Raw genomic sequence first — 14,844 nt, 5'->3', positions numbered from 1 at the left:
TCTTTTTATGCGTTACAGGCTGGCAGTTGGATGATAAATCCTGCGCCCACTTTTCGGCGCGTATCTATCCAGATCGCGCCACCGTGTTCTTCGATAATTTTTTTGACGATTGCCAACCCTAAGCCGGTACCTTTGGCTTTGGTGGTGACGTAAGGCTCAAAAATCTTCTCGATTTGTTCTTCTTTTATGCCTGGGCCGTCATCATACAGGGCGATTTCGATAAAATCGGCACTGTTTTTTTGTACGCGGTGCAGGTTAATTTCAATCAGGCCTTGTGTCTCTATGGCCTCTAGGGCATTTTTGATCAGGTTGTGCAGCACTTGCCGGATACTGATGGGGTCGCCTTCGATAAACAAGCCTTCCGCCGCTTCATAGTTGGCTTTGAATTTTACGCCAGATTTAAGGACATACAAGGCCAACACTTCTTGTACTAGGCGCGGCAGGTCAATGGCGACGGTCTGTTTTTTGGAGGGTTTGGCGTATTCGGAAAAATCATCGACCATTTCTTTCATGGCCTCGACCTGTTGGACAATGGTAGTGGTGGATCGTTTTAAAATAGTGGCGTCGCTTTCGGACAATTTGTCCGCCAGCTTATGCTGGAGGCGTTCCGCCGACAATTGGATAGGGGTGAGCGGATTTTTGATTTCGTGCGCCAAACGCCGCGCCACTTCGCCCCAAGCGGCATTTTTTTGCGCTTGGATCAGGTCGGTGACATCATCGAACACCACGACCGCGCCGACGCGTAAGCCGTCTTGGCTAAACAGCGGCGTACCCCGGCAGAGCAATTCTTGGCGGCCATTAGCGCCTAAAAAGGCGAGGCGTTGCTCCCAAATGTCGTCGGCCTGTCCCAATAGGCGTTGGATGGATTTGAGCGGTTCGGCCAGTTCGGCGCTGGTGTCGGCCAGTTCCAGCAAGGTGTAGCCTATGCAGTAGTTGACTTGGATACGGAAAATACGGTACGCGGCTTGGTTGGCGGTGCGGATTTTAAAGTCGGCATCAAAGCTGATGACGCCGGCGGTCAGGTTGGCGAGGATGGTTTCCAGGTAGGCGCGTTGGTTTTCCACTTCAAAGCCCGCCATGCGGGTTTCGTAGCTGGCACGGGCGATGCGTTGGGTCATGTCGTTAAAAGATTCGACCAAAAAGCCCAAGTCGTCTTGTGCCATAACGGGCAGCTGTTGGTCATAATTGCCCAAGGCGACCGCTTTGGTGCCTTTTACCAAGGCTTTGACGGGGGCGGTAATATGGCGGATGCTGATGAAGGCGACCCAAATCGCCGCCAGCAAGCTCATTAACAGCACCAGCGATAAGGCCAGCGAAAAACTGAGTTTTAGGGAGTGCCGTAAGAAACTCATTTCCTGGTAGCGGACAAAGGCAAACTCCACCGAGTCGGCCAAATCGGCAATGCGTACGGGTACGGGATACAGTGCTTGCAGGTACAGCGGTTGCGCGGCTTGGATTTTGACGATGACGCGGATCATCAGTTCGTCGTCGCGGATAGGGGTAACGGCGACAAAATCGGAATGCTGTTGGCGCAATTGTATCCAGATGTATTTATCGGGCAAGCTGGGCAGAATGTCGCTGGGGCTGTTGCTGCTGGAGGCGAGGATGGTGCCGGGTTGCGAGAACAGGGTCATTTCCGCCGCCCCCGACAGTTCGCGTAAATGGTCTATTTCGGTGGTCAATTGGTGGTTGGGCGAAAATTCCAGCGACGGCACCAGTTGTTGGGTTTGTTTCAAATGCCAGCGCATCCGTTGGTCCAAGGAGGCTTGGCTGAGTTCCAGCGAGTCTTCCATCGCACGGTCGATTTCGACGTTAAACCAACTGTCTATGCCTTGATGGAGGAACTGCATGGAGAAATAAAACACGATGGCGGCCGGGGCTAGGGCCAGCAGCACAAACAAGGACACCATGCGCGTGGTCAGCCTAGAGCCGGCCTCGCGTTTTTTCAGTTGCTTGGTCAGGGTGTAGATATTCGCCCCGACCAGCGACAGCAAGGCCGCTGAGCCGATGGCGTTCATCAGCAGTAGCCAAGAATACATTTCGCCCAGTTGCGAAGATTCTTGGGTGGCCGAACTCATCAGTTGTAAAGACAGCAAAATCAGCCCGGACATGACGAAGGCCGACAGGTTGAGCGGTAGTTTCAGTTTTTTAGCGGCCATAAGGTCCAATCACTGGATAAGTACCATTGCTGATTGAGGTAAGCCACTGGCCGTAAAGGCAGGGGCAGGGCATTGCGGTCAAACACGATTTTAATGGCCGCGACGGTGTCCGGTGTTGGGGCAAAGTCGGCATTGTCGGTAAGGTGGAAGTTGGTCACATTGGCCATTAAGTCAAAAGCGGCGGCTAATGAGGAGACATTCGCCACCACGCCGGCGCTTTCGTTATCGACACGGTAGAGGTTGAGTAAGGCGTGGTATTGCAGGCGGTAGCGGATCTGCGCTTGCGCCACCGTTTTTGCCCAGAGGAAAGCGCGGGGTTGTCGGATTTGCAGCTCGATTTCCCAAAATAACGGTACGCCGTTTTGCAGGGCTTCCAAGGCCTTGGCGCTGAGTTGGTAGTTAACTTCGGCGTTGAGCAGGTAGCTTTGGCCATGACGGATCAGCTCGGCGTTTTTGACGCTGGCGGAGCAACAGTCTGCCCAAAGCGGCGGCGATACCAAGCACAGCAGGGCTAGCCATGCCAGCCAGCCCCTAAATCTTACGCAAGCGGGCATAATAAAAGCCGTCCATGCCTGACTCACCAGTTAAGATTTGCCGCCCGACACTGGCCGCTATGCCCCAGCCGTCTTCAGGGCAGGGCAGTTCTTCGGCATCCGCATGGCTGGCGAGGAAGGCTTGGATTTGCTGTTCGTTTTCTTGCTTGAGCACCGAGCAGGTGGCATAAAGCAACAGCCCGCCCTGAGCCAGTAACGGCCAGATGGCGTTAAGGATGCGCTGTTGCAGGGTTTGCAAGGCGCTAATGTCTTCGGCGCGGCGCAATAGCTTAATGTCAGGGTGGCGGCGGATGACGCCTGTTGCCGAGCAGGGCGCGTCCAATAGGATACGGTCAAACGGTTGCCCGTTCCACCAGCTCTGCGGATGGGCGGCATCGCCGCTTACCAAGGTTGCCGATAAGCCGAGGCGGTGCAGGTTGGCGGCGACCCGTTGTAAACGGGCGGCATCAATGTCGACGGCGGTCAGGGCTTGCAGTTGCGGCTGCTGTTCGAGGATATGCGCGGTTTTACCGCCAGGGGCGGCGCAGACATCCAATGCCCGTTGCCCAGGCTGGAGGTCTAATAAGCCTGCCGCCAATTGTGCGGCGGTGTCTTGCACCGACACGGCGCCGCTGGCAAAGTCGGGCAATTCGTCAACCGCCACGGCTTTGTCCAGTACCAGGGCGGAAGGGCAAAAGCTGACGGTGTCGGCAGCGAGGCCGCGTTCTGCCAAGTGCTGTTGGTAGGTGTCGCTGTCGGTCTTAAGGCGGTTGATGCGCAGTGCCATTGGGGCTTGCTGGTTGTTCGCCAAGAGTATCTGTTCGGCTTGCTCCGGCCAATCTTGGCGGATGCGCTTAAGCAGCCAGTCGGGGTGGCTGTGCGCCTTATCGGCGGTGAGCGCTTCCAGGCGTTCGGTCTCGCGCAGGTATGTCCTCAGCAAGGCGTTAATTAAGCCCTTGGCCCATGTTTTCTTGCGGATGGCATAGACGGTCTCGGAAACGGCGGCATGGGGCTTGACGCGCATAAATTTAAGCTGGTATAGGCCGATGAGGGCCAGGGCTTTAATTTCCACGTCTTTTAGGGGTTTGGTCGCCAGTTCGTCTAAGAGGGCATCGAGTTGGTGGTAATGCCTACAGACCCCGTAGCAGAGCATTTGGATAAAGGCGCGGTCTTGGTGCGACGCGACGCTGGCTAAGGTATTATCAAGGCTTACCGTTAATGACTGTCCGTTGTCCATGACATTGGCAAGCACCCGTGCGGCGATGGCGCGTGTATTGGTACTCAACCCAGTATTACCCCGTTAAGATCATGCGCGTTGAGAAAGGCCTCAACAGCCATGCGTTTGCCACCCGGCAACTGCACTTCTAACAAACGTAATTTACCGTTTCCGGTCATGATGTCCAATTGTTTGTGGGCGCAGACGACCGCGCCCGGAAGGGCGGTGCCGGTATTGTCCTCAAGGGCTTCGGCACGCCAGATGCGCAGCATTTCGCCACGGTATAGGGTTTGCGCCACGGGCCAAGCGTTCAGGCCGCGCACTTTACAGGCGATGGCGGTAGCGGCCTGCGTCCAATCAATGAGCGCTTCGCTTTTGTCGAGTTTTTCGGCATAAGTGACCAAGGCTTCGTCTTGCGGCTCGGCGAGTACCGTGCCTTGTTCGAGTTGTGCCAAGACTTTGCCCAGCCCCACCGCACCCAAGGCCGCTAAACGGTCGTGGAGGTCGCTGGAGGTGTCGGCCTCGCTAATGGTGCAGACTTCTTTATGCAGCATGTCGCCTGCGTCCAGTTTAAGGACAAGCTTAATGATGGTCACTCCGGTTTCCCCGTCGCCCGCCATGACGGCGCGTTGGATAGGGGCCGCGCCGCGCCAGCGCGGCAATAAGGAGCCGTGGACATTCAGGCAACCCCATTTCGGCGCATCCAGCACGGTCTGCGGCAAAATGATGCCGTAGGCGACCACGACCATCAGATCGGCGTTAAAACGGCGTAGCTGTTGCAGGTCGGCGTCTGCTTTAAAGTTTAAGGGTTGCAACACCGGAATGTCGGCGGTCACCGCTACTTGTTTGACGGGGCTGGGTTGGAGGTGGCGGCCACGGCCTGCCGGGCGGTCCGGCTGTGTGTAGACGGCGCAGACTTCATGCCCCGAAGTGAGCAGCATTTGCAGGCTGGGCACGGCAAAGTCGGGGGTTCCGGCAAAAATAATTTTCATGCTTAAGTTTTTTCCAGTTTATGAAGCTTTTCCAGTTTCTTTTTAATTCGTTGGCGTTTTAACGGCGATAGGTAGTCGACGAAAAGCTTGCCTTCGAGATGGTCCATTTCGTGCTGTATGCACACCGCCAGCAGTTCGCGGGCTTCCAGCGTAAACTCGCGGCCTTCGCGGTCTAAGGCTCTGACGATAATATGCTCGGCGCGTTGGACTTTTTCGTAAAAGCTCGGCACGGACAAACAGCCTTCTTCCGATTCCTCAACCCCGTTTTTTTCGATAATCTGCGGGTTAATCAGGCAGAGGGGGGCATTTTTTTCTTCACTCAGGTCTATGACGATGACCCGTTGATGCACATTGACTTGGGTGGCGGCCAAGCCGATCCCTTTCGCTGCATACATGGTCTCTAACATGTCATCGACAAGTTTTTTGATGTTTTGGTCGATTTTCCCGACAAGCGCCGCTTTTTTGCGTAAACGCTCGTCGGGAAACTCGAGAATAGTTAGAATACTCAACAAACTCTCCACTATAATAATTGAATACTGGAATTCTATCCGAATTCATCTAAACTTTGAATTCAAACACACTAAAAAAGACTCCCGCAGGAACCACTATGGCTTATCGTAAATTTTCAGGATTGTTTCTTACGGCGATTATCAGCATGAATGTGTGCGCCGATCAGTTACAAATCAATCCCGCCCATCCTGACCAATATACCGTCGTGCATGGCGATACCTTATGGGATATATCCGGCAAATTCTTACAGCATCCGTCGCAATGGCCCGAATTATGGCGTTACAATAGCCAAATCCGCAATCCTGACCTTATCTATCCTGGAGATACCATTTATTTTGCCATGGTCAATGGCGCGCCGCAGGTCAATCTAGTCAGAGGCCCCGATTATATTGATCCCGGCCAGTCTGGCGGCGAGTTGAATATCCAGTCGACCTGTGTCCTGAACGAAGATGACCCTAAACAAGGGCGTACCCAATTTCCGGTCACTGCTGACGGTAAGCTGATGCCGTGCATTCGCGCCACTAATCTGGCGCAGGCCATTAAGCTCATCCCGAACAGTAAGATTATGCAATACCTGACGACACCACGGGTAGTCGGTATGGATGAACTGGCTGGTTCCCCTTATGTGATTGATGTGGCAGGCGAGCATCTGGTCGCGGGGGTGGGTGATAAAGTCTATGTCCGTTCGATTCCGAAAGGTACGCAAATGGGTTATACCATTTACCGCCCTGGCGAGGTTTATAAAAACCCCGAAACAGGTGAGATTTTGGGCTATGAGGCGCAATATGTCGCCGATACCGATTTGTTACAGGCAGGTGATCCCGCTACGTTGATGATTAAACGGATGAACACAGAGATTCGCTATGGCGACCGCTTGATGCCGAATCCCGAAGCGGATATCGCCTTAAATTATTTCCCTAGGCCACCCTCAAAAAAGATTAGCACCAATATCATTAGTGTCCAAGGTGGGGTGACACAAATCGGCCTGTATAATACGGTGGTCATTGACAAGGGCGAGAAAGACGGTTTGCAAGTGGGGCATGAGTTGGAGATTTACCAAAGGGGTAAGGTGATAGTCGATGCCCTTAGCCCGATTAAAAACGATACGGTGAAGTTGCCTGATGAAAAAGCCGGGGTGCTGATGGTGTTCCGGGCTTTTGACCGCGTCAGCTATGCCTTGGTGATGAAAGCCACCCAGGCCATCCATGTCTTAGACAAAGCGAAGACCCCCTGAGCCTGCTAAGCGCACCCACTGATGATGACGGTATCCGCTACTGGCTGGCGCTGTTGCGTGTGCCGGGGGTGGGTTGCCGGACGTACCTTAAGTTATTGGCGACCCACACGCCAGAGCAGGTATTTGCCGAGTCTTACCAAGCGTTGTCGGCGCTGGGCTTAAAAAACAGTGTGGTTGATGCGATCAGAAAGCCGGATTGGGCGGTGGTCGAGCAAGATTTGGCTTGGCTGGCCCAACCTAATAACAGCGTCTTGACCTTGGCGGATGCCGGCTATCCGGCGCAATTGCAAGAAATTGCCGACCCGCCGCCGTTGCTGTTCGTGCGCGGTAAGCCGGAACTGTTGGCGTTGCCGCAATTAGCGATAGTGGGTAGCCGCAACCCGTCGCAATTGGGCAAAGCCACCGCTTTTGAATTCGCCAAAGCCCTGTGCCAAGCCGGTTTTGTCGTCACCAGCGGCTTGGCTTTGGGGATTGATGCCGCTAGCCACGAAGGGGCTTTGCACGCCCAAGGCTATACCATTGCGGTGGCGGGTACGGGTTTGGATAGGGTTTATCCCGCTAAGCATAAGGATTTGGCAACCCAGATTGTCAACACCGGGGCGATGGTGTCGGAGTTTCCGCCCGGCACGACGGCAATGGCCAACCATTTTCCGCGCCGTAACCGTATCATCAGCGGTTTGTGCCAAGGTTTGCTGGTGGTGGAGGCGGCCAAACAAAGCGGCTCGTTAATTACGGCCAGAATGGCCTTGGAACAAAACCGTGAGGTTTTCGCCATCCCCGGATCCATCCATAATCCTTTGGCGCGGGGCTGCAATGCCCTGATCCGTCAAGGTGCAAAGCTTGTCGAAACAACGCAAGATATTCTTGAAGAATTACATCAATATATTCAACAAGATGTGAATTATTCACAAGTCCAACCACAAACAATGCTTGACCTGGAGCAACAAACATTATTGAATCTAGTCATGTTCAGCCCAACTTCCATTGATAATCTAGTCGAAAATGCAGGTTTATCGGTTGAAATTATCTCCTCAATGCTACTCATTTTAGAACTGCAAGGATATGTAGAAGCGACCGCTGGCGGTTTCTATACAAGAATAAAATAATCCAAACCTTAAGCGAACCATGAAAGAAAATATTTTTGATGTCCTGATGTATTTATTTGAGAACTATATGGAAGATGAAGTAGAAATTCTTCCTGATAGCGATGTCATCAAAGTCGAACTTGAGGAAGCGGGCTTTGAATCCTGTGAGGTGAGCAAGGCGTTTGATTGGCTGGAGTCGCTCAGTCTGCAACGGGCGATTAAGCCGAGCGCGTCGGTGGCGTTCCGCATTTTCTGCGCCGAAGAGCAAGCCAAGCTGGATATTGAGTGCCGCAATCTGATTATGTTCTTAGAACATAACGGCATTTTGACCCCGGCTAACCGCGAGATTGTCATTGATAGGGCGATGGCCTTGGAAAATGAGGAAATTTCAATGGAAAAGCTCAAGTGGATTGTGCTGATGGTATTGCTTAGCCAACCGAACGAAGAAATTGCTTTTTCCCGAATGGAAGATATTGTCTATGACTTAGTGCCGACTTATCTGCACTAAACGCGCTTAGTCAAATCCGCCTGCCTTATCCCAACCTCTTGGCCTAGAGGATACGACCCCTTTTACTGTAGATTTTAATTAAATGAGCAAGCATCTTGTCATCGTAGAATCGCCCGCTAAAGCAAAGACCATTGAAAAATACTTGGGCAAGGATTTTCACGTCTTGGCTTCTTATGGTCATGTCCGCGATCTGGTGCCTAAAGAGGGCGCTGTTGACCCAGAACATGACTTTGCCATGAAATACGAAGTCATTGAGCGTAACCAGAAGCATGTTTTGGCGATCAGCAAGGCCTTAAAAGCCGCCGACACTCTGTATCTGGCGACTGACCCGGATAGGGAAGGTGAGGCCATTTCTTGGCATTTATATGAACTGCTCAACGATAAAAAATTGCTTAAAGACAAACCCGTGCATCGGGTGGTGTTCCATGAGATCACCAAAAAGGCCGTGACCGAAGCCATTGCCCATCCGGGTAAACTGGCGACTAATCTGATTAATGCCCAGCAAGCCCGCCGCGCTTTGGATTATCTGGTCGGCTTTAATTTGTCACCGTTATTGTGGAAAAAAATCCGCCGGGGGCTATCGGCAGGCCGTGTGCAAAGCCCGGCGTTACGGCTGATTGTCGAGCGTGAACTGGAGATTGAGGCTTTCAAAAGCCGCGAGTATTGGACGCTGAACGCCGCGCTGACTGCCGACGAGCAGCACTTTAAGGCCAAATTGATCCAGTTTGGCGGCGAGAAAATCAGCCAATTCAGCATCACCGACCAAGACCGCGCCGAGCAGGTAAGGCAAGTGCTGATAGAGGCCGCTGACGGGCAGTTGTTAGTTACCAAACTGGAAAAAAAGCAACAAAAACGCCACCCAGCCCCGCCGTTCATCACTTCGACATTGCAACAGGAAGCGGCGCGGAAACTGGGCTTTACCACCAAGCGCACCATGATGGTCGCCCAGCAGCTTTATGAGGGTATCGACATCGGCGGCGACACCGAGGGGCTGATTACTTACATGCGTACCGATTCGGTCAATTTGTCCGAAGATGCCGTGCAAGACATCCGCGCTTTGATTGCCGAAAACTATGGCGCGGACAATGTGCCGCCGGAACCCCGGCTATTTAAGACCAAATCGAAAAACGCCCAAGAAGCCCACGAGGCGATCCGCCCTACCTCTAGCCGCCGTTTGCCCGCGTCGATAAAAAATTATCTGAATGCCGAGCAGTTTAAGCTGTATGAGCTGATTTGGAAGCGCACCATTGCTTGCCAGATGATCCATGCCACGCTGAATCGCATTGCCGTGGATTTGAGCTGTGCGGCGGGCCAGCATGTTTTTCGGGCGACGGGTTCGTCTATCGCCATCCCTGGGTTTATGACCGTTTATCTGGAAGGCAAGGACGACAGCAACGAAGGCGACGACAAGGAAAGCTTTCTGCCGACTATGCAGGAAGGCCGCCCCGTGCCGCTTAACGATGTGATTGCTGACCAGCACTTTACCGAGCCGCCGCCGCGCTACGGCGAGGCCAGCCTTGTTAAATCCTTGGAAGAGTACGGCATAGGCCGGCCTTCTACCTATTCGACGATTATCTCGACGCTGCAAAACCGCGAATATGTCACCTTAGACACTAAGCGCTTTTATCCGACCGATGTCGGGCGTATCGTCAACCGTTTTTTGACCGAGCATTTCACCAAATACGTCGATTACGACTTTACCGCCAATCTGGAAGATGAGTTGGATGCGGTGTCACGCGGGGAAAAAGACTGGATTCCGCTGATGCGGGCATTTTGGCAGCCGTTTACGTCCTTAATCACCGAAAAAGAGGGCAGCGTCCAGCGCAAAGACATTACCCAAGAAGCCATTGACGAAAAATGCCCCGACTGCGCTAGCCCGCTGTCAATACGCCTAGGCCGCAACGGACGGTTTATCGGTTGCACCCAGTATCCCGAATGTTCGTACACCCGCAATTTGGGTGATGACGGGGATAGCACCGAGAAGGCCGCTGAGGTGGTCGAAGGTCGGGTTTGCCCTGAATGCGCCTCGCCTTTGGTGCTGAAAGCCGGAAAATATGGCAAGTTTATCGGCTGTAGCGGGTATCCGAAATGCCGCCACATCGAGCCGCTGGAAAAGCCTTTAGATACCCATGTCGAATGCCCACAATGTAAAACAGGCAGTTTGCTGAAACGCAAATCGCGTAACGGTAAAGTGTTTTATTCTTGTTCGGGTTATCCTAAATGCAGCTACGCGTTGTGGAACGCGCCGCTTAAGGAAAGCTGCCCGACTTGCGAATGGCCGATTTTGACGGTGAAAGTGACTAAGCGCAATGGCGCGGAAAAGGTTTGTCCGCAAAAGGATTGTAAATATGCCACGCCTTATGAGGGGGATCCGGCGGATGCTGAGGGGCCTAAGTGAGGGGGGGTATAAATTATGCCCAGTTTCTCAATAGGTACGCTTTTACACCGGGTAGCTGGTCAGTTCGAGCGGTTGCACCAACGTATTGTTATCAGCAATCTAGCCAGTGGTCTTGATCAACTGCACCAGTTAGACATAGATGGTAAGGCTCTTCCGATTAGTGATTTGGGTTTTAGCGATGTACAAGAAGCCCTTATTCAGATAATAACCAAAAATGTCGATGTATTGGCGCAAATGGCTATTCAGCCTCAAAACTTGCCCGAATTGGAAAATGCCTTAAACCGTTTACAAGGTATTATCGATAAGTCTACAGTGGCTGGTTTTTCTGGGGTTGAGCAAAAAACGGTTTTTCATGGCCGAATTGATCGGCATTTTACGGAATTGGAATTGTGCCATTATAAAAAATTCCATAACCTTAAAATCACCAAAATAGCGCGTATCAATCTCTTTACAGGGATTAACAATTCAGGAAAAACCACTTTGTTGGAAGCGGTTTACTTACTGTCTAAGCAAAATGATTTTGGCGGTTTATTGGAAGTTATCCGTCGGCGCGGAAAAGTCTCGGAAGATAAGTTGAATCCTGAATGGTTTTTGCAGCAATTGCCCGAATCCTTTGCGCTAAAAGCCCGTTTTGATAATCAGGATACGTCTGTCGTGATGCGCCATTACGAAGAAGACAGTCTGGAAATCGACCGGTCCCGTTATTTACAAAGCGTGGAATTAACCGCTATTTTTGCAGATATTCATCAGGCATCATCAACGCGCCTCTTTAAGGGGCGTGATAGGGAATCTAAGGCCACATCAATCAAATTATTGTGTCCGGCAGTATTTAGCAGCCCTTTTTTCCTTAACGAACCGTCCCGGTATGCGGCTTTTTACCATAAAAGCACCCAATCCAAAGCTTTGCCGAAGATTTTTGAATTTATCCGGCGTGATGTTGTGCCGGGTATCAGTGATATTCGTTTGGTCGATGAATGGCAACGTTTTTTGGTGACGGATAGCGCTTATGACAATGCTTTGGATTTGATGGAATATGGCGAGGGTTTGCAACGTATTTTCTTTATTTCTTTGCTGTTTGCTTCTGCCCAAAATGGTATTGTCTTAATTGATGAGTTTGAAAATGCCATTCATGTTGAGCTGATTGGCAAGTTTTGCCAATTTATCCATACTTTGTCGATAGAATTTAACGTCCAGGTTTTTCTGACCAGCCATAGCAAAGAATGTGTGGATGCGTTTGTGGAAAATGTGCCTGATATTCAGGACTTTGCTTTTCATACCCTAGTGTGCCAAGGCGCTGATATTGTCGCTAGGGAGTTTACTGGCCCGGAATTTAAAAAGCTCTTGGAGGCAGGCGATGTGGATTTGCGGAGAGCTAAATAATGGGCGAAGTGAACGCCCTGCTGGTGTTTTGTGAAGGGGCGCATGATATTGCCTTTGTGCAGCAGGTTCTTAAAGTCTGCTTGGGGTTTACCCGGACACAATGGAAATTTAGCGAGCATCCGGCGCCGTTTAACCAATTGTTTAGCACCAGTGTGAAAAACTATGCGGCACAAGATTTGAGTTTGGATATGGCCCGTAAATTCTTTTTGCCGGATAGTGTCTGGCAAAAAGACCAGGACATGATACTGCTTTTTAATAGCGGCGGCAGCACGCAAGTTGCTAAGGTGAAAGAGTTGCTGGGTAAATTTTTGACCTTGTTTAAACAGTGCCAAGTTTTTCCGGGGCAAGCCACGGCTGTGGTCAGGCAAGCAAGCTATTTATTTTTGTATGATGCCGATGATGTGGGGGCGGCAGCATGGTTCAAAAAAATAAAGCAGGATTTTGCGGTTATTGATGACGAACCGTCATGGACTTTTGGTGAATGGGACGTTTTGCCAAACAATCCGTTTGGTGCCGTTGCGGGTGATAAAGCCGCCTATATTTGGGGGGCAAGTGCGCATCAAGGAACGCTTGAAGATGTGTTGTTGCCTATGTTTGAAGTTGACTGCCAGCAGTTAATGGCAGATGCTGGCGCGTTTGTTGATAGTGCGTTTCAATGGGATGTAGATGGGAGGGGTAAAAAAGACCCTATCGCTGAAATGGGCAAACGCAAAAAAGCCATTATCACCTGTGCCGGACAGCGTAAAAAACCGGGTAGCCCGATGAGTGCCATTCTTGATCAAGCTAAATTGATTACCGATTCTACCTTTGCAAATAATGCCGCTGTTGCTTTATTTGCCGATTTTATGAAAAAATTCATGGCTCTTACATAAGCGTAGTACCCTGAAGCCTAAGCCGTATTCCTGAGTCTATCAAGCCACATCGGATTTTTCTTTTAAAATGCCACAAAACATTGTTGTTAGCCAACCCGAAGACCTGACGGTGGCTTGGGCGCAGCGTGTTGTTAAGTTGCACGAACCCCATACCCTAGTGACCCAGGTTGACCGCGTCTCTGTCGAGGTGGGTACGACCACGCGGATACGTTTGGCTGTCACCTATCAAGCTGAGACGGCGTTGCCGCGCCGTTGGTTTGTCAAATTGCCGTCTTTAGCATGGCGGGCGCGGTTTATCACCGCGTTGCCGCAGTTGCTCGAAACCGAAATCCGTTTTTACCAAGAACTTGCCAAAGCGGTGCCGATTGCTTTGCCTGTGTGTTTGGCGGCGCAAAGCCGTTGGGGCTTGGGTTCTATCTTGGTGCTGGCCGATATTGAGGAACACGGGGCGTTGCCGGGCGATCCGCATGATGTGTTGTCGGCGGCGCAGGCGGGCTTGGTGGTTGATGGTCTGGCGCGGTTTCATGCGCGTTTTTGGCATCAGCACGGCACGGTGCCGCGTTACCGTTGGTTGGCGGGTAGGGTGCGGCAGGTGGAAGACCATTTAGGGACGGTGCTGGCGGTGCCGCTGATGCAACAGGGCTTACGGCGTTCTGGTGCGGCGGTGCCGGTCGGGCTGCATCAGGCGGCGTTGCATTACGCCCGCAACCGCCGCCGCGCCATGCGTTTTTTGTCGGCCTTACCGCAAACGCTGGTGCATCATGATTGCCATCCGGGCAATTTGTTTTGGCAGCAGCATCAGGCGGGGCTGTTAGATTGGCAGTTGGTGCGTATCGGCGAAGGGGTCAGCGATGTCGCGTATTTTTTGGCGACGGCTTTAGAACCTGAGCAGCGCCGCTTATGCGAAACCGGGCTGTTGGCCCGTTATGCCCGGCAATTGCACAGCCACGGCATCACCGATGTCGATATCGGACAGCTTAACGGGCGCTATCGGGCGCATTTGGTGTATGCGTTTGAGGCGATGGTGGTGACCTTGGCGGTGGGCGATATGATGCCGACCGCCAGTAATCTGGAATTGATCCGCCGCACGGCGACGGCGGTTGAGGATTTGGATGCGTTTGCGGCGTTGCCGATATAGGCGGCTTATCGCTTGGGAAGGGAGGCTTGGAGCGCGGGCATCTTGCCCGCTCTTGCGGGCAAGATGCCCGCGCTCCCAATGCTTGCCTATCACTCCGCTTTGTTATTCCAAATTTGCAGCACGCTTAAGGTCGCCAGTAGCAAGAACGCCACTAATGTCCAGGCGGGCATACTCAGGCCTAACAGTTGCCAGTTGACTTCGGCGCAGTCGCCTGTGCCGTTCAGCATCAGTTTCAGCGTTTTCGTCAGCGGGAAATTATTGAACACATATTCCAAGGGCGGTTCACATTCGGGGACTTTGTCGGGCGGTAAATGCTGTATCCAAACATGGCGGGCAGATACCGCCGCGCCGCACAAGGCCAGTGTCGCGCCGATCAAGCTATAGATTTTTACGCCTTTGCGGCTGGGGTTATGCAGGGCGGCGACCAAAAAACACAGCCCGGTCGCCGCAATGGCAATACGTTGGGAAATGCACAAAGGGCAGGGTTCTAAGCCATCAACCAATTGAAAATACGCACCCATACTCAGCAAAAACACGCAGCCCAAAAAACCCAGCAGAAACCAGATCCGGGGGTTAAACTTTAATGACTCCAACATGTGACATTCACCTGATTTTTAGATTGAATAAATTAAAATACTGCGTTGTGGCAGAAGCGGCTACCGTTGCGGTAGGGAAGGGAGTCTCCACTGGGTAAACCCTTGCTTGCTGTTAACCCTCTTTTATGCCTAGTTAGGGCAAGATTGTATAAAAAAGCAAATAGTGTAACATCGGCTGGCTTAAGGAAGAAAACCTGTCGGCTTGGCCGCAGCGGCGGGCTTT

At 52.1% G+C, this 14,844-nt stretch carries 13 protein-coding genes; 7 read left to right on the top strand and 6 right to left on the bottom strand.

Annotated elements, in window-relative coordinates:
* Positions 1-5 precede the first annotated feature (5 nt).
* Genes CEK71_RS13775 through def form a run of 5 tightly spaced genes read right to left on the bottom strand, consistent with a single transcriptional unit; the run spans position 6 to position 5,409 of the window.
* A complete protein-coding gene (locus CEK71_RS13775; RefSeq protein ID WP_088619927.1) occupies positions 6-2,159 on the bottom strand; it encodes a sensor histidine kinase in 2,154 nt (717 codons plus the stop codon).
* Positions 2,141-2,713: a DUF4390 domain-containing protein gene (locus CEK71_RS13770; RefSeq protein ID WP_088621621.1), complete on the bottom strand. Its 573-nt coding sequence runs from the start codon at positions 2,711-2,713 to the stop codon at positions 2,141-2,143. Before CEK71_RS13770 ends, CEK71_RS13775 begins: the two co-directional genes overlap by 19 nt.
* The gene (rsmB, locus tag CEK71_RS13765) at positions 2,691-3,977 is read right to left on the bottom strand and encodes a 16S rRNA (cytosine(967)-C(5))-methyltransferase RsmB (RefSeq protein ID WP_088619926.1); all 1,287 of its coding nucleotides are present in this window, start codon (positions 3,975-3,977) and stop codon (positions 2,691-2,693) included. Before rsmB ends, CEK71_RS13770 begins: the two co-directional genes overlap by 23 nt.
* On the bottom strand, positions 3,974-4,900 hold the full coding sequence (fmt, locus tag CEK71_RS13760) for a methionyl-tRNA formyltransferase (protein ID WP_088619925.1): 927 nt from the start codon (positions 4,898-4,900) through the stop codon (positions 3,974-3,976). Before fmt ends, rsmB begins: the two co-directional genes overlap by 4 nt.
* Positions 4,901-4,902: 2 nt before the next feature.
* Positions 4,903-5,409 (bottom strand): peptide deformylase, encoded by a 507-nt coding sequence (gene def / locus CEK71_RS13755; protein ID WP_088619924.1) that lies wholly within the window; start codon positions 5,407-5,409, stop codon positions 4,903-4,905.
* Positions 5,410-5,507: 98 nt separating this feature from the next.
* On the opposite strand from def, the gene CEK71_RS13750 reads away from it, so the two are divergent.
* From CEK71_RS13750 to CEK71_RS13720, 7 genes are all read left to right on the top strand, one after another.
* Positions 5,508-6,644, top strand: coding sequence for a LysM peptidoglycan-binding domain-containing protein (locus CEK71_RS13750; RefSeq protein ID WP_088619923.1), 1,137 nt, complete (start codon positions 5,508-5,510; stop codon positions 6,642-6,644).
* A 53-nt stretch (positions 6,645-6,697) separates the two neighbouring features.
* Complete coding sequence (dprA, locus tag CEK71_RS13745) at positions 6,698-7,750, top strand: DNA-processing protein DprA (protein WP_088619922.1); 1,053 nt, start codon at positions 6,698-6,700, stop codon at positions 7,748-7,750.
* A 19-nt stretch (positions 7,751-7,769) separates the two neighbouring features.
* The gene (locus CEK71_RS13740; RefSeq protein WP_088619921.1) at positions 7,770-8,237 is read left to right on the top strand and encodes a DUF494 family protein; all 468 of its coding nucleotides are present in this window, start codon (positions 7,770-7,772) and stop codon (positions 8,235-8,237) included.
* Positions 8,238-8,319: 82 nt separating this feature from the next.
* Positions 8,320-10,635 carry a type I DNA topoisomerase gene (gene topA / locus CEK71_RS13735; protein ID WP_088619920.1) on the top strand — a complete coding sequence of 772 codons (2,316 nt, stop codon included), beginning with the start codon at positions 8,320-8,322 and terminating at the stop codon, positions 10,633-10,635.
* Between the two features lie 15 nt (positions 10,636-10,650).
* Positions 10,651-12,015, top strand: coding sequence for an AAA family ATPase (locus CEK71_RS13730; RefSeq protein WP_088619919.1), 1,365 nt, complete (start codon positions 10,651-10,653; stop codon positions 12,013-12,015).
* The gene (locus CEK71_RS13725) at positions 12,015-12,887 is read left to right on the top strand and encodes a DUF3226 domain-containing protein (RefSeq protein ID WP_088619918.1); all 873 of its coding nucleotides are present in this window, start codon (positions 12,015-12,017) and stop codon (positions 12,885-12,887) included. The genes CEK71_RS13730 and CEK71_RS13725 overlap by 1 nt, the downstream gene beginning before the upstream one ends.
* Before the next feature lie 67 nt (positions 12,888-12,954).
* On the top strand, positions 12,955-14,025 hold the full coding sequence (locus CEK71_RS13720) for an aminoglycoside phosphotransferase family protein (RefSeq protein ID WP_198328239.1): 1,071 nt from the start codon (positions 12,955-12,957) through the stop codon (positions 14,023-14,025).
* An 89-nt stretch (positions 14,026-14,114) separates the two neighbouring features.
* Here the strand turns inward: CEK71_RS13720 and CEK71_RS13715 are convergent, their stop codons facing one another.
* Positions 14,115-14,621 carry a disulfide bond formation protein B gene (locus CEK71_RS13715; protein ID WP_088619917.1) on the bottom strand — a complete coding sequence of 169 codons (507 nt, stop codon included), beginning with the start codon at positions 14,619-14,621 and terminating at the stop codon, positions 14,115-14,117.
* Between the last annotated feature and the right edge of the window lie 223 nt (positions 14,622-14,844).

Source organism: Methylovulum psychrotolerans, assembly GCF_002209385.1.
GTDB classification, from domain to species: domain Bacteria; phylum Pseudomonadota; class Gammaproteobacteria; order Methylococcales; family Methylomonadaceae; genus Methylovulum; species Methylovulum psychrotolerans.
The sequence above is the reverse complement of the archived record's forward strand: the minus strand, read 5'-3'. Positions and strand labels throughout refer to the sequence as shown.